This is a genomic window from Cytophaga hutchinsonii ATCC 33406 (assembly GCF_000014145.1).
In the GTDB taxonomy this organism is placed as follows: Bacteria; Bacteroidota; Bacteroidia; order Cytophagales; family Cytophagaceae; genus Cytophaga; species Cytophaga hutchinsonii.
The window spans coordinates 274,600-297,896 of sequence record NC_008255.1 but is presented as its reverse complement, the minus strand read 5'-3'; the positions used below and the strand labels follow the sequence as shown (position 1 = coordinate 297,896).

General features: G+C 39.8%; 25 protein-coding genes and 1 riboswitch. Of the genes, 14 read left to right on the top strand and 11 right to left on the bottom strand.

Annotation, left to right across the window (positions count from 1 at the left end):
• Complete coding sequence (locus tag CHU_RS01285; protein WP_011583655.1) at positions 1-708, bottom strand: hypothetical protein; 708 nt, start codon at positions 706-708, stop codon at positions 1-3.
• A gap of 86 nt (positions 709-794) precedes the next feature.
• On the opposite strand from CHU_RS01285, the gene CHU_RS01280 reads away from it, so the two are divergent.
• Positions 795-1,382 (top strand): thiamine phosphate synthase, encoded by a 588-nt coding sequence (locus CHU_RS01280; protein WP_238379327.1) that lies wholly within the window; start codon positions 795-797, stop codon positions 1,380-1,382.
• Positions 1,383-1,567: 185 nt separating this feature from the next.
• On the opposite strand, the gene moeB is transcribed toward CHU_RS01280, so the two are convergent.
• From moeB to thiS, 7 genes are all read right to left on the bottom strand, one after another.
• Positions 1,568-2,605, bottom strand: a complete 1,038-nt coding sequence (gene moeB, locus CHU_RS01275; RefSeq protein ID WP_011583653.1) for a molybdopterin-synthase adenylyltransferase MoeB — start codon at positions 2,603-2,605, stop codon at positions 1,568-1,570.
• A gap of 273 nt (positions 2,606-2,878) precedes the next feature.
• Positions 2,879-3,994, bottom strand: a complete 1,116-nt coding sequence (thiH, locus tag CHU_RS01270; protein ID WP_011583652.1) for a 2-iminoacetate synthase ThiH — start codon at positions 3,992-3,994, stop codon at positions 2,879-2,881.
• Between the two features lie 2 nt (positions 3,995-3,996).
• Positions 3,997-4,773, bottom strand: a complete 777-nt coding sequence (locus tag CHU_RS01265) for a thiazole synthase (RefSeq protein WP_011583651.1) — start codon at positions 4,771-4,773, stop codon at positions 3,997-3,999.
• A 162-nt stretch (positions 4,774-4,935) separates the two neighbouring features.
• Positions 4,936-5,547: a thiamine phosphate synthase gene (locus tag CHU_RS01260; RefSeq protein ID WP_011583650.1), complete on the bottom strand. Its 612-nt coding sequence runs from the start codon at positions 5,545-5,547 to the stop codon at positions 4,936-4,938.
• A gap of 6 nt (positions 5,548-5,553) precedes the next feature.
• On the bottom strand, positions 5,554-6,303 hold the full coding sequence (locus tag CHU_RS01255; protein ID WP_011583649.1) for a hydroxymethylpyrimidine/phosphomethylpyrimidine kinase: 750 nt from the start codon (positions 6,301-6,303) through the stop codon (positions 5,554-5,556).
• Between the two features lie 175 nt (positions 6,304-6,478).
• Entirely contained in the window at positions 6,479-8,371 is a 1,893-nt protein-coding gene (thiC, locus tag CHU_RS01250) for a phosphomethylpyrimidine synthase ThiC (protein ID WP_011583648.1), read from the bottom strand.
• A gap of 3 nt (positions 8,372-8,374) precedes the next feature.
• Positions 8,375-8,578, bottom strand: a complete 204-nt coding sequence (gene thiS / locus CHU_RS01245) for a sulfur carrier protein ThiS (protein ID WP_011583647.1) — start codon at positions 8,576-8,578, stop codon at positions 8,375-8,377.
• Between the two features lie 87 nt (positions 8,579-8,665).
• A riboswitch (TPP riboswitch) is annotated at positions 8,666-8,774 on the bottom strand.
• Positions 8,775-9,392: 618 nt separating this feature from the next.
• Between thiS and CHU_RS01240 the strand changes: the two genes are divergently transcribed.
• The 4 genes from CHU_RS01240 to tnpA all read left to right on the top strand — a co-directional run bounded on the left by CHU_RS01240 (position 9,393) and on the right by tnpA (position 12,089).
• Positions 9,393-10,127 carry a TIGR04255 family protein gene (locus CHU_RS01240; RefSeq protein WP_011583646.1) on the top strand — a complete coding sequence of 245 codons (735 nt, stop codon included), beginning with the start codon at positions 9,393-9,395 and terminating at the stop codon, positions 10,125-10,127.
• A gap of 2 nt (positions 10,128-10,129) precedes the next feature.
• A complete protein-coding gene (locus tag CHU_RS01235) occupies positions 10,130-10,507 on the top strand; it encodes a hypothetical protein (RefSeq protein WP_041932115.1) in 378 nt (125 codons plus the stop codon).
• A gap of 6 nt (positions 10,508-10,513) precedes the next feature.
• Positions 10,514-11,143, top strand: a complete 630-nt coding sequence (locus CHU_RS01230) for a hypothetical protein (protein ID WP_011583645.1) — start codon at positions 10,514-10,516, stop codon at positions 11,141-11,143.
• A 484-nt stretch (positions 11,144-11,627) separates the two neighbouring features.
• The gene (gene tnpA / locus CHU_RS01225; RefSeq protein ID WP_011583644.1) at positions 11,628-12,089 is read left to right on the top strand and encodes an IS200/IS605 family transposase; all 462 of its coding nucleotides are present in this window, start codon (positions 11,628-11,630) and stop codon (positions 12,087-12,089) included.
• 85 nt (positions 12,090-12,174) lie between these two features.
• Here the strand turns inward: tnpA and CHU_RS01220 are convergent, their stop codons facing one another.
• Entirely contained in the window at positions 12,175-12,945 is a 771-nt protein-coding gene (locus CHU_RS01220; RefSeq protein WP_011583643.1) for a hypothetical protein, read from the bottom strand.
• A gap of 412 nt (positions 12,946-13,357) precedes the next feature.
• Between CHU_RS01220 and CHU_RS01215 the strand changes: the two genes are divergently transcribed.
• Together CHU_RS01215 and CHU_RS01210 are read left to right on the top strand one after the other, a co-directional pair.
• Positions 13,358-13,714 carry a hypothetical protein gene (locus CHU_RS01215; RefSeq protein ID WP_041932114.1) on the top strand — a complete coding sequence of 119 codons (357 nt, stop codon included), beginning with the start codon at positions 13,358-13,360 and terminating at the stop codon, positions 13,712-13,714.
• A 340-nt stretch (positions 13,715-14,054) separates the two neighbouring features.
• Complete coding sequence (locus CHU_RS01210; protein ID WP_011583641.1) at positions 14,055-14,492, top strand: Hsp20/alpha crystallin family protein; 438 nt, start codon at positions 14,055-14,057, stop codon at positions 14,490-14,492.
• Positions 14,493-14,580: 88 nt separating this feature from the next.
• Here the strand turns inward: CHU_RS01210 and CHU_RS01205 are convergent, their stop codons facing one another.
• On the bottom strand, positions 14,581-15,660 hold the full coding sequence (locus CHU_RS01205; RefSeq protein ID WP_041932113.1) for an ice-binding family protein: 1,080 nt from the start codon (positions 15,658-15,660) through the stop codon (positions 14,581-14,583).
• Between the two features lie 512 nt (positions 15,661-16,172).
• Here CHU_RS01205 and CHU_RS01200 point away from each other — a divergent pair.
• Both CHU_RS01200 and CHU_RS01195 read left to right on the top strand, forming a co-directional pair.
• Positions 16,173-16,928, top strand: coding sequence for a VWA domain-containing protein (locus CHU_RS01200; protein WP_011583639.1), 756 nt, complete (start codon positions 16,173-16,175; stop codon positions 16,926-16,928).
• 252 nt (positions 16,929-17,180) lie between these two features.
• A complete protein-coding gene (locus tag CHU_RS01195) occupies positions 17,181-17,714 on the top strand; it encodes a two-component regulator propeller domain-containing protein (RefSeq protein WP_011583638.1) in 534 nt (177 codons plus the stop codon).
• Positions 17,715-17,894: 180 nt separating this feature from the next.
• Here the strand turns inward: CHU_RS01195 and CHU_RS01190 are convergent, their stop codons facing one another.
• Positions 17,895-18,632: a TerB family tellurite resistance protein gene (locus CHU_RS01190; RefSeq protein WP_011583637.1), complete on the bottom strand. Its 738-nt coding sequence runs from the start codon at positions 18,630-18,632 to the stop codon at positions 17,895-17,897.
• Between the two features lie 310 nt (positions 18,633-18,942).
• Between CHU_RS01190 and CHU_RS01185 the strand changes: the two genes are divergently transcribed.
• The 5 genes from CHU_RS01185 (at position 18,943) to CHU_RS01165 (ending at position 22,864) form a co-directional block, all read left to right on the top strand.
• Positions 18,943-20,196, top strand: coding sequence for a putative DNA modification/repair radical SAM protein (locus CHU_RS01185; RefSeq protein WP_011583636.1), 1,254 nt, complete (start codon positions 18,943-18,945; stop codon positions 20,194-20,196).
• 1 nt (position 20,197) lies between these two features.
• Positions 20,198-20,956 carry a TIGR03915 family putative DNA repair protein gene (locus CHU_RS01180; RefSeq protein WP_011583635.1) on the top strand — a complete coding sequence of 253 codons (759 nt, stop codon included), beginning with the start codon at positions 20,198-20,200 and terminating at the stop codon, positions 20,954-20,956.
• A gap of 96 nt (positions 20,957-21,052) precedes the next feature.
• Positions 21,053-21,616 (top strand): Crp/Fnr family transcriptional regulator, encoded by a 564-nt coding sequence (locus CHU_RS01175; protein ID WP_011583634.1) that lies wholly within the window; start codon positions 21,053-21,055, stop codon positions 21,614-21,616.
• 79 nt (positions 21,617-21,695) lie between these two features.
• Positions 21,696-22,154 carry a hypothetical protein gene (locus CHU_RS01170; protein WP_011583633.1) on the top strand — a complete coding sequence of 153 codons (459 nt, stop codon included), beginning with the start codon at positions 21,696-21,698 and terminating at the stop codon, positions 22,152-22,154.
• An 8-nt stretch (positions 22,155-22,162) separates the two neighbouring features.
• Positions 22,163-22,864 carry a DUF4386 domain-containing protein gene (locus CHU_RS01165; protein WP_011583632.1) on the top strand — a complete coding sequence of 234 codons (702 nt, stop codon included), beginning with the start codon at positions 22,163-22,165 and terminating at the stop codon, positions 22,862-22,864.
• Positions 22,865-23,297 lie beyond the last annotated feature (433 nt).

Genomic DNA, 23,297 nt, shown 5'->3' with positions numbered 1-23,297 from the left:
TTATTTCATTTTACAACCCATCATCTTCGGGCAAGCCATACTCATCAATCCTCCGATAGTGAACTTAGCATAATATCCAACATTCGTTGCAGAACCAAATGACTCAACTGATTCTCTCGTACCGTTGTAGATAAAATCTTTTTTCGTTGGCGTTATATGAGCCCCAACATCCAGCCCCAGCTGAAGGATATGATCTGTTTTAGAACAAGTAATATTTCTGCGCAATCCCAATCCTACATTAAAGCTTAGTGCTGCATTGGAGAAATAGCCTTTCTGTCCGGATTTTATTATGTAATCTGGATCAACAAAATCTACAGCAGTTTTATTTTTCAGCGTTACACCACTGTATACGGCGCCGATTCCTGCATATGGATACAACATCAATGATGATTTATCCACGACCAAATAACCGAAATTAAAGTAACCGAAGCCCTGCATTACTTTAGCCGACATGAATTCATCTTCTGCTGGCGTACTTTTAAGCCCACCCAATTCTCCGCCAAACATCAAACGGTGGCAAATAGTAAATTCATTTGCACTCAACACAAATGCGCCGCCATCATACTTTGTTTGCATCTGAGACGACAAACCTGAAAACTCTGTATACTGATATCCAAAGCTTAAAGAACGCATAATGCGGATAGAATCTTCTGCTTGAGAAAGAAAACTTGATGCAAGCATACAAACAAGAAAAACGATTTTTTTCATTTCAGTTAGTGTTTTAAATTTGATTTATATAATCTATCGAACAATTTCCATTAATCAATCTTTGATTGTACATTTAATTTATGTTTATGATTAAAGTCATTACTCCGGAGACAAACCACCCTAAAGAAGGGGGAATTCTATCTGCACTTGTTTCAATCTATAACTGCACCATCCATATCCGGAAACCACGTTTTACCGCTGACCAATATAAAAAATATCTGCATGATCATAACCAACTTTTATCACATTTTGTTCTGCATGAACATCATTCTTTAGCAAAAGAGTTTCCGGTAATGGGCGTACACCTGAAAGAGCTGGACAGAATAAACCCTGCACAAGTGCATCCGGACATAAAAATCATCTCAACATCTATTCATTCCATCGCAGATGCGGGCAATCTGTCTCATCCGTTTGAATATATTTTTTACAGTCCATTGTTTCAAAGTATTTCAAAAGAAAACTATGGTACCAACAATTCCCTTGCAGACTTAAAAAAAACAGTTTCGGAATTAAAAGAACAAACAGGCATTCCCATCATCGGATTGGGCGGTATCTACGAAGCGAACATTGATTTGGTTAAAAAGAGCGGGTTCGACGGAGCGGCGCTGTTAGGTGCGGTGTGGGTGCAGAGCGATCCGTTAGCGGCATTTGGACGAATAGCTTCTATGATATAAAAAATTCCAAAACACAAAAAACAAATTCCAAACTGCGACAGAGTAGAAAATCCAAAAATCAAATAACAAAACCCAAACGAACGAAATAATATTTTATAAACTATCTTAGAATGATCGACGGTTTACTGTAAAGCATTTTGTAATTTGTTTTTTGTGTTTTGTTTTTTTTAATCTGATAAGAAAAATTAAAACTCTCTCAATCCACCCTTCAGATTATACACGTTCTTAAATCCTTTCTCATACAAAAAGTCGACAATCTTTCTGCTGCGGCCACCCATCTGGCAGTGCACGATTACAGGAATGTCTTCACGTATGCGATTCAGATTGTCTTTAACGGTATTCATCGGGATTAATTCTCCGCCGATATTTTTATTTTCAAATTCATGCGGTTCGCGCACATCGATCAGCTGGTAAACAACATTTTTTTCTTTCCACACATCAAAGGTCCTTTTATCAATATCCGGTGATGTCTCACATACTTCTTCGTACGTGCCTAATTCAGTAACAACACTTGCCACAGGATCTCTGAATACTTTTAATTGCTGAACCATGTTGCTCAACGCATCATACATGTATAACACACCGCTCATCACATCACCTTTCTTCAGAATAATCTTGATCACTTCATTGGCCTGCAACGTACCAATGATTCCCGGCAGCACACCGATCACGCCAATCTCAGAGCAGTTGGGCACTTCGCCTGCAGCAGGCGGTTCCGGAAACAGGCATCTGTAAGTAGGCCCACCTTTATAATTAAATACACTCACCTGTCCTTCGAATTTAAAGATCGAACCAAATACAAGCGGCTTATTTAAAATCACACAGGCATCGCTCACCAGATAGCGTGTCGCAAAATTATCCGAGCCATCAACTATTATATCATAGGAAGAAAAAATTTCAAGCGCGTTTTCTTTGGAAAGCCAAACCGGATACACATCAATATTAATCTCGGGATTCAATGCACTCAAACGTTTCGCCGCTGTTTCCGCTTTTGACTTTCCTTCATCTTCCGTTACATACAACACCTGACGTTGCAGATTTGTGATATCCACTTTGTCCGCATCAATAATTCCCAACCGTCCCACACCAGCTGCAGCCAGGTAGAGCAACACCGGGCAACCCAATCCACCAGCACCTACAACAAGCACAGATGCGTTGGTTAGTTTTTGCTGGCCTTCGATGCCAACTTCGGGAAGGATGGTTTGACGGGAATATCTGCTCATTTTTTAAAAGCTTAAAGCCTAATGCGGAAAGCTTAAGGCGTGAAATATCTAATCTGTAATTGTAATTTTAATCTTGCCATCCATTGGCTAAAGCCAACGGTCCCGCTGTGGCGGGAAGCGCGGCAGATGTTAATTATCAGATAGGCTGCGCGGTCCGCCACATTTATGTGATGGTTAAGTTAACACAAGTACCCGTGCGAAAGTTTATCTCTGCTGCTAAAAGCTTTAAGCATTTAGCTTTACGCTTTAAGCGTTTCTCCGTCGAACCTTCAATTACACATCATACGCCTGGGCCCAATCCTTCCACACCGGTTCGTAGCCCGCGCCTTTCAGCATTGTTGCTATCTGTTGTGGAGTGCGGTCGTCGGAGATCTCGAACTGTTCAAGCGATTCTTTCTCTACCACATAGCCGCCCGGATTTGTTTTTGAGCCAGCGCTTATGGACGTGATGCCTAATTTTATAATGTGATTCCGGAACGCTTCGGTTTCGCGTGTCGAAATGGATAGTTCTAATTCCTGATCGAACAAACGGTACGCGCAAATCAATTGCACCAGTTCGCGATCGTTCATAATTACTTTCGGTTCGGTGTTACCCACATACGGACGCAAGCGGGGAAACGACAGGGAATATTTCGTTTGCCAGTATTGTTTCTCTAAGTAATTCAAGTGAAGTGCTGTAAAGAAACTATCTACCCGCCAGTCTTCCAGACCGATTAATACACCCAGGCCCAACTTATCTACACCTGCGCGTGCCGCACGGTCCGGCGTATCCAGACGGTAATAGAAATTTGATTTCTTTCCTTTTGGATGATGTGTTTTATATTCTTCCTGATGATACGTTTCCTGATACACCAATACGGCGTAAGCTCCGGCATCAATCAGTGTTTTATATTCATCTTCATCCAGCGGCTGCACTTCAATCGAGATCTGTGCAAAGTATGGACGCAATAGTTCAATCGCATGTTTTAAATACGGCACGCCAACCATCTGATTCGCTTCACCCGTTACCAGCAGCACGTGATCAAAACCCATTTCTTTAATGGCTTTTGCTTCACGGATAATCTCTTCGTCCTTTAAGGTTTTACGCAGCAGTTTATTATCCATGCTGAAACCACAGTAAGTACAAATGTTCTGGCACTCGTTCGAAAGATACAAAGGCACATACATCTGCATCGTTTTACCGAAGCGCTGTAAGGTACGCTGATGACTGCGTTCGGCCATAGCAGGCAAATACGCAGCGGCAGCGGGAGAAACCAATGCTTTGAAATCTTCCAGATCCAGATTCTCTTTAGACAAGGCACGTTCTACATCCAGCGCTTTTTTAGCGTAGATAGAAGCATATACTTCATCCCAGGAATACTGATCAAAGATTTCTTTAAACTGTGACATTTTTATAAATCGTTCAGAAAGGATAACAGCGGACTGCTTGCATGTGCTGCATTGCTTACCGGAGCAAGTTTCGCCAGATGCGCCATACGTCCGGCTTCAACAGCCATACCAAAGGCTTTACCCATGGCTTTGGTGTCGCCGGCAACAGCCATTGCTGTGTTAACAAGCACCGCCGCTGCACCGAGCTCCATTGCTTCGGCAGCCTGTGAAGGCGCGCCGATTCCGGCATCCACAATAACAGGCACATTGCTTTGTTCAATAATTATTTCCAGAAAATCGCGTGTGCGCAATCCTTTGTTGCTACCGATAGGCGAACCAAGCGGCATCACTGCTGCACAGCCAACTTCTTCCAGACGTTTACACAATACCGGATCGGCATGTATATAAGGCAGCACCACAAAGCCTGCTTTCACCAGTTCTTCTGCCGCCTTCAATGTTTCAATCGGATCCGGCATTAAATATTTCGGATCGGGATGAATCTCTAATTTCAACCAGTTTGTTCCTAACGCTTCACGCGCAAGGGTTGCCGCAAACACCGCTTCCTTGGCATTACGCGCGCCGGACGTATTCGGCAATAAATTGAAATTCCCTTTTTTCAGCCATTTCAGAATATCATCTTCCTGGCCATCTATATCTATTCTGCGCAGTGCAACCGTCACCAGCTCGGAGCCGGAGGCCTGCAGCGCATGAAACATTTCTTCTCCCGTAGCAAACTTACCGGTTCCGGTAAATAAGCGGGAGGTGAATGTTTTGTCGGCTATTTTTAATTGATCACTCATAGTTTTTTTGGCTTAAGGCAGAAGGCTTAAAGTGCAAGGCTTTTGAGCACTAAATCAGCATATGATGCAAATAGAAACTACTTTTAAGTATCTATATTTTAGTATTACAAATTACGGTTACAGCCAAAAGCTTTTGGCATTAGGCTTTAGGCCTTAAGCAATCTACAACGCATTCACCGCCAGAAAAGCCTTCACCGCCGCTGCCGGATTCTGCGCTTTCCGTATCGCCGCGGATACTGCTACTCCGTGCAAACCCATATCATACAGCGCTGCAAGGTCTTCCACTGCAATGCCGCCGATTGCAATGATCGGAGTACGGATGCTGTTTGCCTGACAGCTTTGCATAATTTCGTTATATCCTTCTAAGCCCAGCACCGGACTTAAATTCTTTTTTGTTTCTGTGAAACGCAGCGGACCCAGTCCTACGTAGTCTACACCCGCTTCGTACAATCCTTCAACATCTTCGAACGTGTTTGCTGTTCCTCCAATGATAAAATCTTTACCGAGCAACGCACGCGCTTCGGCCGGCGACATATCTTCTTTACCCAGGTGTACGCCATCGGCGCCCACACGTCTGGCCAGTTTCGGATAATCGTTGATGATGGAATACGCTTTGTATTTTTCGCACAGCGCAACAAACGAATCTGCCAGGTTGTACATTTCTTTTTCGTTACGGTTTTTCACACGCAGCTGCACCCAGTTCAGGCCTGCCTTTAATAAAGGTTCCAGTCCTTGTGTGGTATCCGTAATATAATGTAGGTTTGAAATATTCATTCGTTTTTATTGATGTATTCCTAATTTTGTTTCTGTAGAACTGAAAAAGCCGCACATGTATTTGGCTGCTTCTTCACTTGCTTCAGCTAATGATTTTCCCTGTGCAAGAAATGATGCTATTGAAGAAGAAAGTACACAACCGCTGCCGTGTTTTTTTGCAATTGCATTACGCTGCTTCGGAAATTCCGTCATAACGCCTTCTACAAACAACCGATCCACCAGAATCTCTTCGTTGGAATGACCGCCCTTCAGATACACATTTGTATGCATGGATAAAACCATGGCCGCTTCCAGCGCATTCTGATTTTCTGTCAGCATCTGTATTTCCGGATAGTTCGGCGTAAGCAGATAAACTTTTGAAAGCAGTTCTTTAATATCCGCATTCAGTTTCATAAACTCTTTTCCTGAAGACGTACTTAAGATCGGATCCAGCACAAACTTCATGTCCGGATTATACTCAAGCACAAAATCAATCAGCGCTTCAGTCATTACCAGATCTTTCATGGCACCCAGTTTGGTTACTGCGATCGGATAATTTTCAAGCAGCGGTTTCAACTGCGTTGTAATCTCCTTTACAGAAAACCATTGTACATGCTCACAGGTATCTTCTGTCTGCGCCGTTAAACAGGTTGCTACAGCAAAGCCGTAACTCCCCGTTGCCGTAAATGTTTTCACATCCGCAAGAATACCCGCGCCTGCTGTCGGATCCAGGCCGGCGATGGAGAGAACGTATGGTTTTTCTAAAGGTGCGTACATCTTTTTTGCTTAACGCTAAAGGCTGAACGCCTAAAGCTTTTATCGTTTCTTAAATCTAACTATCTGACGCCAGTGTCACCATGGCCCGTGGCTCACAGGCCATCATCCTAACTAATGTGTTCTGTGTGCCACAGACCACGGTGTAGCGTTTAGCCTTAGGCTTTACGCCTTCCGCTTACACGTACAGATCTCCGCCCACTTTCTTAAACTCTTCCGACTTCGCTTTCATACCTTCTTCCAGGATCGCTCCGTCGTTTAAGCCGTTTGCTTCTGCATAGTCACGTACTTCCTGTGTGATTTTCATCGAACAGAAATGCGGTCCGCACATCGAGCAGAAGTGTGCGATCTTCGCGCCTTCAGCCGGCAGTGTTTCATCGTGGAACTCACGCGCCGTATCCGGGTCAAGCGACAGGTTGAACTGATCTGCCCAGCGGAATTCGAAACGTGCTTTGCTTAATGCGTTATCTCTGTTTTGTGCGCCCGGATGGCCTTTCGCAAGATCGGCAGCGTGTGCCGCGATCTTATACGCCATTACCCCATCCTTCACATCTTTTTTATTCGGTAGTCCTAAGTGTTCTTTCGGTGTTACGTAACACAACATCGCCGTACCGAACCAGCCGATCATGGCTGCACCGATGGCAGACGTGATGTGGTCATAACCCGGTGCGATATCGGTCGTCAATGGACCAAGTGTGTAGAACGGTGCTTCGTGGCACTCCTTCAACTGCTTGTCCATATTTTCTTTGATCATATGCATCGGCACGTGACCCGGACCTTCTACCATCACCTGTACATCGTGTTTCCAGGCGATCTCTGTCAATTCACCTAAGGTTTTTAATTCTGAGAATTGTGCTTCGTCGTTGGCATCTGCTAAGCAACCCGGACGTAATCCGTCTCCTAACGAGAAGGCAACGTCGTATGCTTTCATGATCTCACAGATCTCTTCGAAGTGTGTGTACAGGAAGTTTTCCTTGTGGTGCGACAGACACCATTTCGCCATGATCGAACCACCACGGGAAACAATACCTGTTACACGTTTTGCCGTAGACGGAATGTAACGCAACAATACACCTGCGTGGATGGTGAAGTAATCCACGCCTTGTTCTGCCTGTTCAATTAAGGTATCGCGGAAAATTTCCCACGTTAAGTCTTCTGCCTTACCGTTTACTTTTTCAAGCGCCTGATAGATCGGCACGGTACCAACCGGCACCGGACAGTTCCGGATGATCCACTCGCGTGTCTCGTGAATATTTTTACCGGTAGAAAGATCCATCAGGGTATCACCGCCCCAACGGCAGCTCCATACCGCTTTCTCAACTTCTTCTTCAATGGAAGACGTTACTGCAGAGTTACCGATGTTGGTATTGATCTTCACTAAGAAGTTACGGCCGATGATCATCGGCTCGCTTTCCGGGTGGTTGATGTTGGAAGGAATAATGGCTCTTCCGCGCGCTACTTCTTCGCGCACGAATTCCGGCGTAATTACTTTCGGAATGGCTGCACCAAAGCTGTGTCCTTCGTGCTGATCCCAAAGCGACTTAATGGAATCGCCGGATGCCTGCAATTCCTGAATGCGGTTATTCTCACGTATGGCGATGTATTCCATCTCCGGCGTGATGATGCCTTTACGCGCGTAGTGCATCTGCGAAACATTTTGTCCCGGTTTGGCACGCAGCGGTTGTTTCAGGTGATCGAAACGCAAGTGGTCCAAAGACGGATCGTTGTTGCGCTTCTGTGTATATTCTGAAAAGGATTCTTTCTGTTCTTCCACATCCCCGCGCTCAAGGATCCACTGCTCGCGTAAGCGCGGCAGGCCTTTGCGGATGTCGATGTCGATGCTCGGGTCGGTGTACGGACCGCTGGTATCGTATACCGTAACAGATGGGTTTTTCTGACGTTTTTCAGCAGCACCTTTCAGGCCTGTATGAATCACAGTGTCTTCAAGTTTGATCTCGCGCATGGCCACCTTTACCGATGGATGCATTGTGCCGGACACATAAATTTTTTGTGATCCTGTTAGTGGTTCCCGCGTGATCTGCGGCGCCATGTTTGTGTTTTCTGTTGTCATGTTTTATCCTCCTTGAGTAGCACGAATAAGTAATACCGCGTCATTGTTTTTCAACGTACAGCTTTCCCACTCCGATTTCGGAAGTACCTGCTCGTTAATAGCAATGGCAATTCCCTGCGGAGAAGTAATGTTGAGCTGAGCCAGTAAAGCGTTGATGCCGGCGGCATCGGGCAGCTCTACGGTTTTGTTGTTGACAATAACGTTCATTACACTGAATAATTAAGTTATAAAGCAACAAGCCTTAACGGGACGGGGAACGGCGATTGAGAGGAACACACTATGGACTGTAATGGATAGGTGTTCTGTACTTTTTCCTTTCGCAGGTATCAGCCTGATCAGGTTCAAAGGGTATGATCTCAGTCGCGATTAAATGGTATTCACCGTGACACCCCTAAAGCGTGTGCGTATTAAGTACAATTAACGGAAATTTTGGGAGAAATCCTAGGGGGAAGGTTCGACCATAATTTATAAGCAAGTTTATAAGTTATCAAAGTATTAAATAACTGAATAAATAAATTGATGATTGCTTACCCATACCTCTTAAAGTTAGGATTTATGCAAATTTTCACATAATTAAATAGGTAATACACATCTATTAATTGAAGTTTTTATAATTACAGAGAAATTTATCATTATTAACATTGTAAACTTATAGTTCATAATCTTATAATTGATTATTTTTTTATTATGTAAGTTAATAATATTTTATTAACATAATTTAAAAAATATCTTACCTAAAACCTAATTCCATTGGGACATAAAACACTCTTAAATGGTAAATTACCAATATTTTAAAAAAATAAATCCGTTATTTTATCTCTAAATCGATGTTTTTATAAAGTCAAGTCTAAATTCGTTTATCAATAATTATTGATAAAGATAATGTGTAATATTTTGGATTAGATAACAATTTTAGCAACTTGTCGTATAATTATTAAAACAAGAATGCTCACTAAGTTTAGAATTGCTCAAATATTAGTGATTTATATCTCATAATTTAAATAGAAGTCATTTCCATACAATGGAATTTCAAAATCATAAAATTACTGAAGCCGTTTGTGCTTTTAGATTTGATCCCGAACAGAACACTCCATGGGATTTAACTTTTTTTGCAGAGTATTATAACGCTATAAAAACAAATGGTTATGAGATAAAACAAGAAATCAAACCGTTCCAACTGAATTTCAATATTAATGTTAAAGAAGGGCTAAATAAATCAGAAGTATTGCCTGGAGAAACTCAGATGGTTTTTAAAACCAAAGATCAAAAATATGCCATATTAATGGCGCAAAATTATATTTCATTTCACTCATTAAATCATTATTTAGGTTGGGATATATTTTTACCTAAAGTTATTGAAGATTGTATCAATCCTTATTTGGAGATGGGCTTAGGTAAAGGATTAATAAGTGCGCAAATGATATTTATAAATAATTTTGACATAGAAGAAGGAGAGGCTTTGTCAGATTATTTAGTGTTTTTACCTCAAATGAAAGACTTCGGACAAGGGCAGGAAATATCACATGTATTTAATAGTAATTATCTTATTAAACCTAATAAGCAACTTTCTTTGAAAACTATTTTGAATAATAATATAGCAGATAGTTCAAAAAAAGTAATTGTCGAAAGTAATTGTTTAGCTTCTAATATTGATAGTAGTATTAAATTGACAGATTTAATTCAAGAAGCACATGATAGTGCTAGAAATGCATTTATTAAAATAGCTTCAGATTCATTCAAAGCAAAAATCAAATAACTATGGGAACATGTATAGAATATGGATCTTTGACTATTCCTAAATTAACCATTAGAGAAAATCCTACGCCAAGTTTGACGTTACATATGAATGCTATGCAAATTACATCTAGTAGCATGGTAGATAGTTCATCATATTTTATTTTATCAGATGCTGGCAAAAATTATACTGTAATTGGAAACAATGCAATTTTGATAAATTTTGATAAGGGTTATTATGCATCTAGATTTAATATAGGAGTTAATAATCCAATAATCATTTCGATTTCTAATAACATTTTCAAAGGGTCCGAACCACTTTCAGGAGAACCTTTAAGAGCATTACATATGGCATTAAAATTAAGTGGTAAAAAAACTCCAACATTAAAAAATCGCAGATAATTTTTGATGGAGAATTTTAAATTAGATGATATTCATGCACTTCTTCCTAAGGAACTAACTGAACAAGGAAAAAATAGGTTAGTTAACGCCCTTAAACAATTTACCGGTGAAAATTCAGATAAAATTTATACTGATTTTTATACAGCAAGTCCGCATGAATATTTTCTTCAAGGAGACTTAGTAAGGGAAATAAGATTTCCAGATTGGAACGACAAAACAGCTGAATTCGAAAAGGTTTATTATGATGTCATTTTGTTATCCAACACATGTGATATGGACGATAATAACACTAGAGATATTCCAAAGAAGGTAATGGTCGCTAAAGTCATAAAGCTTTCAGCATTCATAGAATGTATAGATACTGCAATTGTTAAAGAGGTTGATCAATTAATAAAAGCTGTAAAAAGCCAGCATTATACCAATCTCTTTTATTTGCCTGGTGAAGATGGTGAAGAATATATAGCCTACTTAGATGATGTAAGTACAATATATGTTGAAGAACTAGCTGAAATGAAAAATGAATTAAGTGAAAATAGAGTTTCAATTTTAGGTCAATTTGGGTATTACCTTTTTATTTTAAAATTATCCTTTCATTTGCATCGTTTACCTGAACAAACACATAGAAGTCTAACTTAATTGTCTTGCCCAGTTGGTAATATCCTCCGGTATTTCCCCATGTTAGCTTTCAGTACTTTTCACTGCTGTTGACGTTCATCACTTCTCACCTAACCACCCACTCACCTCGCTGTTGTGCCATCGGCCAACCACCCACTCTACCCATACAAATGAATCGAATTGAGCAATAGATTTCGATCTCCGCACTGACCCCGGCAGGGGTCATGACGCAATAATAAAAAGTGGTGATGGATAGAAAATCCGATCATATATATGCGTGTGTCGTATTCAACAAAAATTAATGTTATTACATGTTACCAATATAGCTGCAACATATTAATTACAACGAAACCTTCCATCTTCGTACTGACCCCGGCAGGGGTCAAATATTTATAGCAACAAATAACCAACCAACACATACGCGCGCGCTCGAAGAGCGCAATAAATATTTTTTCATATCTTTACAATCACAACACATTATTTTTTACATTTTAATTTTTCATATATGCCGGGTACTTTTTCGCAAATGTATATTCAGATTGTTTTTGCAGTTAAAGGAAGAAATAGTCTTATTCATCCCTCATGGGAAAATGAATTGCACAAATACATGACAGGATTTATTCAGAATAACGGACAAAAACTTTTGGCAATAAATGGTATGCCTGATCACATACATATTCTAATCGGGATGAAACCATCGTGTTGCCTCTCTGATTTAATCAGAGAGTTAAAAAAATCTTCTTCATCATTTATAAAGGATAAGAAATTATCCCCGTATGCATTTCAATGGCAGGAAGGTTATGGTGCTTTTTCGTACAGCCATTCTAACCTGAATCAGGTAATCGCTTACATCATGAATCAAAAGGAACACCATAAGAAAAGAACATTCAAAGAAGAATATCTGGAATTCATTCAAAAGTTTGAGCTTGAATATAATCCAAAGAATTTGTTTGAATGGATGGATTGATCCACCTGGCGCCAGTACCAGTTACATGGTACCCGGAATTAAAAACGCCATCGTTACATACAGACAATAATACCATGCCAGTCAATCATCTGCTGGCTGATGCATAATAGGTATCGCCTGCACCATCTTTAAATGAATAGTAAAATTCTGTATCTGTTAACTTCATTACTCTTATAGGTTCCGGACTGCCTGCTAAAATAGCTGTTTCGCTAACATCCTGCCAGCTCCATGTTTTTATCGAATTTATATTATTTCCGCCCTCTACTACATTATGCAGAAAATATGTTCCGTTTCTCGAAAAATAAATATCTATACTTGTCAGCCAATTGCTGCCGTCAAAATAAATTGTATCACGATCCGGTACATCTTTATATTGCCAGTTAATCGTCCACATTTTTTTACACAATAAATCCGTTTGCACAGAAGAAGGAATTGTTGGATCTTCAAACGTCGTAAAAAGTTTATTGAAATTATCTTCACCTTCCTGTTTTAAGGAAAAATTAAAAACAGCTGCATCTAATGTGTGAATAGCGAGAATACCTAAACCCGGCAATGTAATTGTATCAAGACTGCTATTGATACTATATGTCCCGAAATAAATTGTATCCTGCGTAAAAACAATAAATTTTTTTTCAGCCGAAAATTCAAAAAATGTAAATGTAGATATTTCCCTTGTATTAGGTAAGGGATCCTTGTTTACAATCCACTTCCCGCTCAGGTTCTCCTGCAGGTCTTCCGGCGTAGATTGTTTTTGACTAGAGGGCATAATCGTTTCTTTGTCTTTTATACAGGATAAAAATAGTATCAGAACATACATTCCCCACACCACAGGATTAAATATGAATGCTTTTTTCATAACGTTACAGTTGATTCAATTTTCAATATATTAAAAAACAATGCATATTTCCCACTTTGGAATGATTTTATATATCAGATAATTCACCTGGGGCCAGTCTTCGCACCATAGAAACTAAAGTTAACACGGGTGAAGAAATACGCACACCCTTTTTTATCAATATTTATTTTTGAATTTCATCCTAACACTTTTAGCTCTGCGTTCAAAATATCAGACAGGCGATGAAGGCTTTGCGTGCTTCATTACTTTTACTGTCGTTAATTTTGGCCTGGGTTGGTAACCTCAACGGTCCGCTCAGACTGGCGGCAGGAAGCTAACCAACAATCATTGGGAAGGAAATCCACCAGAAGCAGACAATATGCAATTGTGATGAAATAATGGTATATTGATATACATCCGTACCACCATTCTTATGAACGTAGAAAAGTTACCTGACAACGAAATGAAGCCGCTTAATATAGAGATAGCTGCCACCATGAAAAGAAGACGCTATGGCTTGTTTATCGCAGGCCTGATGCTTGTAAATATTATTCTGTTTGTACTCTTTTCAAAAGAGGAAGGCGATATCAGTCACACGCTTTTTATCGGATTAAAAATACTGGTAGGCGGAAGCCTTGCAGCAGGCTTCGGACTTGGCCTGCTCACTGCGCTTATCCCGGCAAGAGAAGGCACATACAGTGAAAAATATTTCAGTGCCTCTTTGCTGAATATTCTCATCCTGCAAATGCTGCTGGTTCCTGTACAGATTTTTTTCAGTGTATATGAATAAACAACTAACTGCCTTCGCCGCGGCGCACACCAACTGCCTATCCATACAACCGGCTCAACGTTACAGCAAACAATATTTTTAAAACACAGCATCATCCTGCTGAGACAGGATAAATGTCGTTTACAGCAAACAAAATCCTGCCCTCTTCTTACCGGATCTAAGCCGTTAGTACAATAGCAAACTGAAAAAATGTCTTTTCATACAGACATTTTTTCAGTTTTTTTTTAAATAATACAGTATCATGCTGAAAATTTTTCATGTTCTGAATCTTTTTTTTGCATTGGTATTTTATTTGTTTCATGCCTCATATAAAAATTAACAATAAAAAAAGGAGGTAATTATGACTATTGTAAAAAGAAACGGACACTTCCCATTTATTTTTGACGACTTCTTTAACCGTCAGTATAATCGGGGCATGGCAGACTATTCAAATACAAATACAACAATTCCTGCCGTGAATATAAAAGAATCTGCTGAAAATTTTGTGATTGAAGTGGCTGCACCTGGCATGAATAAAAAAGATTTTAATGTGCAGGTGGATGGTAATGTCTTGACTATCCGTTCAGAAAAAACAACCGAAAAAGAAGATGCGAATAATGAAAAATATACTACCCGCGAATTCAGTTACCAGTCTTTTGTAAGAACATTTAATCTTCCGAAAGATATAGCTGACACGGATAAGATCGAGGCTAAATATGAAGATGGTGTATTGCATGTACTGATTCCTAAAAAGGAAAAAGAGAAAGTGAAAGAATCAAGGCTTGTAGAAGTTGTCTGATTCAAATCCGTTATGACTTAAAAAAAATAAAACGCATCCGGCAGGAATAAATATTTCTGCCGGATGCGTTTTTGCATGCACTTTTATATTATGGTTGTGTTACGGTATTGCCATCCAGAATAATCGCTGTCTGAGCCAACGCACGTCCTTTTAAGCTTGCACCGGTATTAAACGTAATACCGGTTTTAGAAAGTATCACACCTTCAATATGAGACGTAGTACCTGCTGTTACCGTACCGGCAACCTGCCAGAAGATATTTTTAGCCTGCGCACCGCCGCTTAATGTTATTTTAGCACCTGCGCTCAATGAAAGATTGCCGGAGATCTGAAAGATCCACACATCATTTGCGCCACCTGAAATAGTTACATCAGAAGGAACACTTACACTGCTGGTCCATTTATACAGACCAGGCTGTAATGTTTTTCCGCCGATATTGCCTGTACCTAATTCTACATAATCCGGTGTCTTTCTTCCCGCAGCATCTGTATACGCAGTCTGCATATCATTAATCGCTGTTGTAAGATTTGAAGATGTCGGAGAAACCATATCTGCTGCAAAGATATGTCCGGTTACCTGAGAAGACGTTGCATACCCTGTTGCATTCGTTAATGAAAACCCGGTAATATAAGAAGTAGCAGCCGGGCTTAATCCAATAGCACCGGTAACAGCCGACGTTGGATTATTATTAATAGCAGTTTTTGCCAGCAATACATAATTTACTGCCGTGCGCAAATTAACTACAGCGAGTACTGATGCATTAGCGCCAGTGGTAAAACTCCATGTAACGTTCGAGGGAAGCGCAGCACCGGCTGCATCTTTAATACCTGTAGTAACGGTTGCTGTATACACCGTATTTGCATCCAGTACAACCGATGGATTGAACGTTGCTGTTGTACCGGTATAACTAACTGTACCCGGAATAACTGCAGTTCCCTTTTTAACCACAAAAGTAGCGGGTGTAATACTTGCTGCATCCATCTGTTCACTGAACGTTACGGTTATATCTTTGTTTGTGGGTACGCCGGTTGTCTGGTTGCTGATATTGGTAGATGAAACCGTTGGCGGCGTATTGTTTGCCGGAGCCGGGTCATTTTTTTCCTTTTTACAGGCAGACATAAAAAACACAGTGCCCATTGCCAGGCTTACTAGTAGATTTGAAAATTTCATGTGGGTTTTGTGGGTTAGTTTCCGCAAGGGCGGACCAATATGGAAGTGTTTCCATGGAGGACAAGGTCGTCAAGTATTAAGCAATACGGTTACAGATCTGAAGCTATTCGTTATACTATTACCACAAACATGGTTTAACGGGTGTGAGAGGGCTTAAAAATCTGATAAATACTATTGCACTAATATGGTTTATCTGTCAACAGTCTTCAGATTGATGGCTATTCTACAGTCTTTGACTGCATTCATACAAGAAAATCAGGCTTTCTCCGGATGTTTCATTTTACTATCATATACTATTAACATACTATCTGATATCTTTTACAATCAACCCTAGCCCTCGGAAACTTCTACGCGACCCAGGTAATACACCATTTTTATATGCATTTAATTTCATTAATTTTAAGCATGAAGAATAACATACTCCTTACTTAGCGCATTTTAGCGGAAGCCACTTCAGAGTATATTTTATACATTACGGCATCAATTCAGATAGTTAAATTTCTATCTACGATATGAAAAAACAGGCATCCTTCTTTTTATTTATATTATTTCTTTCTGCATGCACCATGCGCAATACAGATATTGTAAGTGATGATGCACTCAAAAATGACAGTCTTGTATCTGTTGTTACAACCATTCATGATACGCTGCCTCCGCCCTTCGATACTACCAGGTTTGACAAACTTGCGGTTAGTTCTTTCTATACAATCGGTATAAAAACGGGCGGAAAAATATATTTTTCTCAAACCAAAGACAGTGTTTATTCTGTAATAACGAATGTTATAAAAAATCACGCCACACAGGATGCTGATATTGTTTTCTTAATTGACAATACCGGAAGTATGACAGACGACATTGAGAATGTTAAGAAAAATTTAAACAAACTGATTGACCTGTTAAAAACGCTACAGCATGTAAGGGTTGCAGTAGCACTGTACGGCGACAAGAATAGTGATGGTAGTGCTTGGTATAAGCGAACAGAGTTAACCCCTGACCTGGAAACAACAAGAAAATTTATTCATTCAATATATGTAAACGGTGGCGGCGACACGCCTGAATCAGCCTACGATGCCTTGTATAAAACCACGAACGAATTGAAATGGAAATCCAGCAGCAAACGGATGATTTTATTAATTGGCGATGCTCCAGGCCTGGAACCTCCTTTAACCGAACATAACCGGGAAGAGGTAATTAAAAACTGTTTGAAAAACGATATTAAAGCAAACGTATTTCCTGTTCTTATTGATACAGGGCTATTACCGTTATAAAATCATCAACCCGTCTAAAGAATAAATATTCATATGAGGTGCTAGTCCGGTTGCTGCAACTCATCGCGTATGGTTCTTCCTTCGGCACTATCACCCAGGGCGGCGGCGGCAGTTAATTTATATAATAATATTGCCAATCCAGACAAATAAAATAACAAAGGTAATATATGGTTTGGAACGGATAATGGAACAAATAGCTATGATGGAACAACATGGAAAAAACACAATGCGAACCATACTCCATACAAAAATGTGTTTGCTATCACTTTTGATAACGCTGGCAATGGCTGGTTTGGAACAAATTACGGAATTTCAAAATTTGATGGCACTTCAACGTGGTCAGAATATAATGAAATGAATTTGTCACTCATCGGATATAATTACCAAACAATAAAATCAATTGCTGTTGAATCCAATGGAACAAAATGGTTTGGTGCAAATTCAGGTGCGGGAGTATACATATTTAATGATGTGGATTGGACGTATCTAAACTCAAATAATAGCGGATTAAAAACCTCAGGTTATGTAACGTCTATCGTTACTGACTCAAAAGGAATTGTATGGTTAGGTTTAAATTTTGGTGGAGTTGCTAAATATGACGGAAAAACTGTGACTACCTATACAGCACTCAATAGTAATCTTGTTTCATCCAATGTAACGTCTTTATGTTTTGACTCTGAAGAAAATTTATGGGTAGCAACACAAGGTGGTATCAGCAAATTTGATGGTACAAACTGGACTACTTATTTATCAGGACAATTAATCAATGCTGTTACGGTAGAATAATACTAACCTAAAAATCACACTAAAACTGCGGGAAGGTTATATGTATTATAACCGTCCCGCAGTTTCCATTTTCACCGTGTTTTTTTGCGTTGCTTATGTATGAATGAGTTTCCAATATGAATGATTGCAGGAAAGCCATCCGGCTGCATACATTTTTGATACAATAGGGAATTCGAAAACTCAACTATTGATTTCTTTTTTATCAATCGCTTTTTTAAGGATCGTTCCGATATCTGCATATCCTCTGATTCCATTCAGGTTTGCCAGTATTGAGCCTAAGCCCCCAATACGTCCTGCCTGAAATGTGCCTAGCACCGTGCCGCCCAGCTGACCGCCTAAACCGCCTGCTGCAGGACTTCCGGAAAGAGATCTGCTGCGAACCATTTTAGAAAGAACAAAAGGAGCTGCCAGACCAAGCAAGCCTTTCACTATACTGATAAGCGGAATATTTGCTTTTTTAAGCATTTGCGAAAAACCATTTTTTTCAAAAAAACCTTCATCCGTTGCTTCTTCAGGAATGGTAATAAGAATGTTACTTTTTTCTACCAATTCTTCCAGCACAGTTACTTGTTCATCTGTAATACCCAAGTACCGGCAGCTGTTTTTTATTTTTTCTTCTTCATCGGCTGTATATCGCCCATCTGATCGGGCAAAGCTGACAATATCCGTAATGAGTGAAAAGCGCAGATCACTGCCTTTTAATGCATTCAAATATTTTGACAATGATTCATCGGAACGATCTTTTGCTGCCGCTTCTGCAACATCAGGGTTAATACCAACTGCTTCAGATAAGGCGTTAAGATATTCCAGTTCGTCTTCCGTGGCAACGCGGTCTGCTGTTGCTATAGAAGCAATAACGCCTATGTAGGCTTCTTTTTCTTCTGTTCCATATGCATCCAGTAATCCAGTCTCATTCATAGCTGTATTATTTATGTGATATATCTAACATTCAAACGTTCTATTATAAACGTTTTTGTTTAATTAAAATTAGAATTCAATGAATCAGGATATGTTACATCTCCACCGGATTTTGTTATAAAATACCTGTTTAGGCTGTTTCAAATCTGGATAGACAATTAATGAATAAATAAGTGTCAACATTCCCTATAAAAGCACTATAAACACTTTTTTTATTATATACTGAAAAATAAGCATTTACAAATCCATAAATTGCCAATATTTTTATCAAAATCTATAGATTTGCTAATATATTTAGTAAATTTATAGTATGTCAGACAGCATCCAGGAAAAACTTCAGATACTTGCAGATGCAGCGAAATACGACGTATCCTGCTCTTCAAGTGGCAGCAAACGCAAAAATCACAACAAAGGCTTAGGCGATACGGGCAATGGTATCTGCCATACATATACCGAAGACGGACGCTGCGTATCGTTGTTAAAGATCCTGCTTACAAATGTATGTATCTACGATTGTGCTTATTGTGTTACCCGCAAAAGCAACGATATACAGCGCGCAGCTTTTACCGTGCAGGAAGTCGTTGATCTCACCATCAATTTTTACCGGCGCAATTATATTGAAGGATTATTTTTAAGTTCAGGTATTTTTAAAAATGCCGATTATACCATGGAACGCCTGGTACTGATCGCAAAGAAACTACGCACCGAACATAGGTTCAACGGATACATTCACCTTAAATCCATTCCCGGGGCCAGCGACGAAATCATGCATGAAGCAGGCCTCTACGCGGACCGCTTAAGCATTAACATTGAGATCCCTACTGAAACGGGCTTGAAATTACTGGCTCCCGACAAGAACAGAACCGATATGATTCAGCCGATGACGTATCTGAAAAATGAAATCATCCTGAAGCAAGATGAAAAAAAACTATTTAAGAAAGCGCCTGTGTTTGCTCCTGCCGGACAAAGTACGCAAATGATTATCGGTGCTGCGAAAGAATCAGATAAAGATATTATGCAGCTTTCTGCAAGCTTTTATAAAAACTTTAATCTGAAAAGGGTGTACTATTCCGGCTATGTACCGATCAGTAACGACGGACGATTACCGGGCATTGGCAGTGCCGTGCCTATGGTACGTGAAAACAGACTATACCAGACGGATTGGCTGCTGCGCTTCTATGGCTTTAAGGTAGATGAAATTGTAAACGATCAGCATCCGAATCTGGATCTGGATATTGATCCGAAATTAAGCTGGGCACTGCGCAACCTAAATGTTTTTCCTATTGATATAAACAAGGCCGACATTCAGCTAATCCTTCGTGTACCGGGCATAGGCCTTCAATCTGCACAAAAAATTACTGCAGCGCGAAAGTTTCAGAAATTAAATTGGGAACATCTGAAGAAGATCGGTATTGCGGTAAACCGTGCAAAGTATTTTATTACCTGCAGCAGCAGCGAGTTTGAGCGCAGGGATTTAACGGAGGCACGCATCAAACAGTTTATATTGTCGGGTTCAAGTTCCAAATATTTAAAAACTGCCAGCCAGCAATTAGTCCTTTTCTGAAATGGTAACACTTCTCTATGACGGCAGCTGGAATGGTTTACTTAGCGTTGTATTTGAAATCTACGAACGTAAGCTCAGCGATGTGCTGGTTGAGTCGCAGCAACTGCATCAGCCTTCTATGTTCCGCACGCCCTTAACGGTATACACGGATGAAGCAAAAGCCCTGCGTGTATGGAAAGGGCTGAAAAAATATGTCTCTGCTGAAACAACACAACAATTGTACGCTTCTTTCCTTTCTGAAATTCCGGACATTGGACAAACGATCTGCACCTATATACAATTGATTTTTACACGCAAGGCTTCGCCGGAAGGAGATTACGCAAACCCGGCTGTATTGCGCATTGCTCAGACTAATAAGATGGTGCACCGCGAGAAACACCGTATGGAAGCATTCATCCGTTTTCAACTCACACAGGATGGTTTGTTTTATGCCGGCATTGAACCGGACTTCAATGTGATCCCTTTATTGCTGAGACATTTTAAAAACCGCTATGCAGATCAGCGCTGGCTCATTTATGACATCACAAGACACTATGGTATTTATTACGACCTGCATACCGTAGAAGAAATTGAAATTAATCTTTCTCAAAACACGTTTCAAAAACATACGGAAATATTCCATGCAGATGAAACGCTGTATCAGACATTATGGAAAGATTATTTTAAACACGTAAATATTACAGAACGCAAAAACACCAAACTACACGTGCAGCATGTTCCGAAACGGTATTGGAAACATTTAACAGAAAAGCATATTTGAATTACTGATGGCTGGATGTACTGGTATTAACAGCAATACAGCCATAAAACACAAACAATTATTTTTCAATATTTATTTTTTTCAGCATCTTCAATCATGGAAAAACTGAAATTGTATTTCACTTCTGCGGGTTTTGACGATGCAGATACAGCCAGGATCATACAGGCCTTTACGTTGCGTACGTTTGAAAAAAACGAATTGTTTGTTGAATATGGAAAAACAAGTAAATATCTTGGTTTTGTTGACAGCGGCATGTTTCAGTATTATGTGCTGAAAGACGGTGAAGAAAAAACGTCTTATATATCTATTGAAAATACTTTTATTGTTTCGCTGCTGAGTTTTTTAAGTGGTGTTCCGGCGATGGAGAATATACGTGCATTAACAGCCGGAAGCATTTTTCTGATCAGCAAAGTGCATTTAGAAAAACTTGTACAGGAAATGCCTGCCTTTAAAAATTTTTACATCAAATTGCTTGAAGCCTCTATCTGCAGCATAGACGCAACCCGTCATGATCTGATTGTTCTGTCCGGCGAACAGCGTTATGAAAAAATGCTGCAGCAGGAACCGCATCTGCTGCAACAAATTCCCTTGCAATATTTAGCGTCTATGCTAGGTATAACGCCTCGTCATTTGAGCCGTATCCGCAATAAAATCCGTTAAATTCCTTTTTGGACATTTGTCCAACAGAACCTTTTTTCAATACCAGACCTTTGCATCATCATCTTAAACAAAGGTCTATATGAAACAATTAGGTATCTCTATCTTCTTATTGCTTGCTGTTTCCGGCACACAGGCACAGACATATTTTTCAACACATGAATTCAGTATCAATGGTTTCCGGAATCCTTCCGTAGGTGCAGAATACCGTTACAAGCATGTATCTGTTCATGCAGGTTATTATCCAACGGCTTTTAAATCCGGTGAAAATACAGGTTTTATTAAAACAGGATTTACAACCTGGTTTCTATCGGTTGGCAAGCGGACAAATCCCTCATCGTTTTATGCCGGAGCATCATATCTTCGCGGACTTGACCGTGACTATAAAGATAAAAATGCACTGGGTATTGAAACGGGTTTCCGCTGGATGGTCTGGAAAGGCCTCAACCTACGTATTGGCGTAATTGCGGTTGCAGCAACCGGGGAAAGCTTAAAAATAAATCCCACTCCCGGTATCAGTTATTCCTTTTTTATAAAATAATTAAACCGATGATGTGCACAGACAAAACAATCGGATACCTGCTGCTTGCAGCGAGTATCTCTTTACTTATTTCCTATACCATACTTACCATTGTGTTTGAATATCCGGATGTACTGAGGCAGGATACGGCTGTAGTATTAACAAAATTCCATGCAGGCGGCAGCTCATTGATCTGTATATGGTTTGCATTTGCCATTACCGGAACACCTCTCATACCCGCCTATATTCTGCTGGGACAAAAACTTGAACGTACTGCAACATGGATCCGGATAGCTACAAACATCGGGCTTGTTGGTTTAATTGTACAGATGATCGGCTTGCTGCGCTGGACATTTGTAGTACCCATACTTGCAGATACATTTGTGCATGCTGCAGACAATGCAACACAAGTATCTGCAGTGATGTCTTTTAAAATCATGCATCAATTTGCAGGCGTATTGCTTGGTGAACACATGGGTCAATTATTTACCATAGCATGGACGGTTCTGATCTCTGCTGCTTTTTATAAAATGCAGCAGTTTCCGAAATGGATACCTATATCAGGCTGTCTAAGTGCTGGAATTTATTTGCTGGCACAGGCAGAGTTATTTGCAACGGTGATCTCTGGCTTTCCTGTATGGGAAATGGCAGGATTCATCGGCAGTACACTTTGGCTCATATGGTTATTAATCGTAGGAATATTCTTTATACAACGAAACAAAATACAGTAGAAAAAGTGGATTGATTTTTTACAGGCACCAGTCTGATTATACCAAAAGCTGGTGTCTCCTTTTTTAAATACTATATCTGAAACGAATAATTTAAGGATATTACTTGCCGCACGTTTGCTCCACATAACTCTTTCATTCTTCTTTCATTTTTGCAATATAGCTTTAGGAATATCAGATACGCAAACATGAGTAGTCGACTGTTCTATGCAATACTTTTTCATCCTTGCTTACGTGTATTTTATTATCCTGATTGACATCACAACTGAACCAATTGCTCAGGAAATTCTGTCTTAAAATTTTTATCGAAAAGATGTATAACCTCCATATGTCCGGCGATCATAACAAGCAGCACAAACAACATGATTGAATATTTCAATACTATATTTTTTTAATCATGTATTACATATAGAATGCGCGTTCATTAACGTGACGT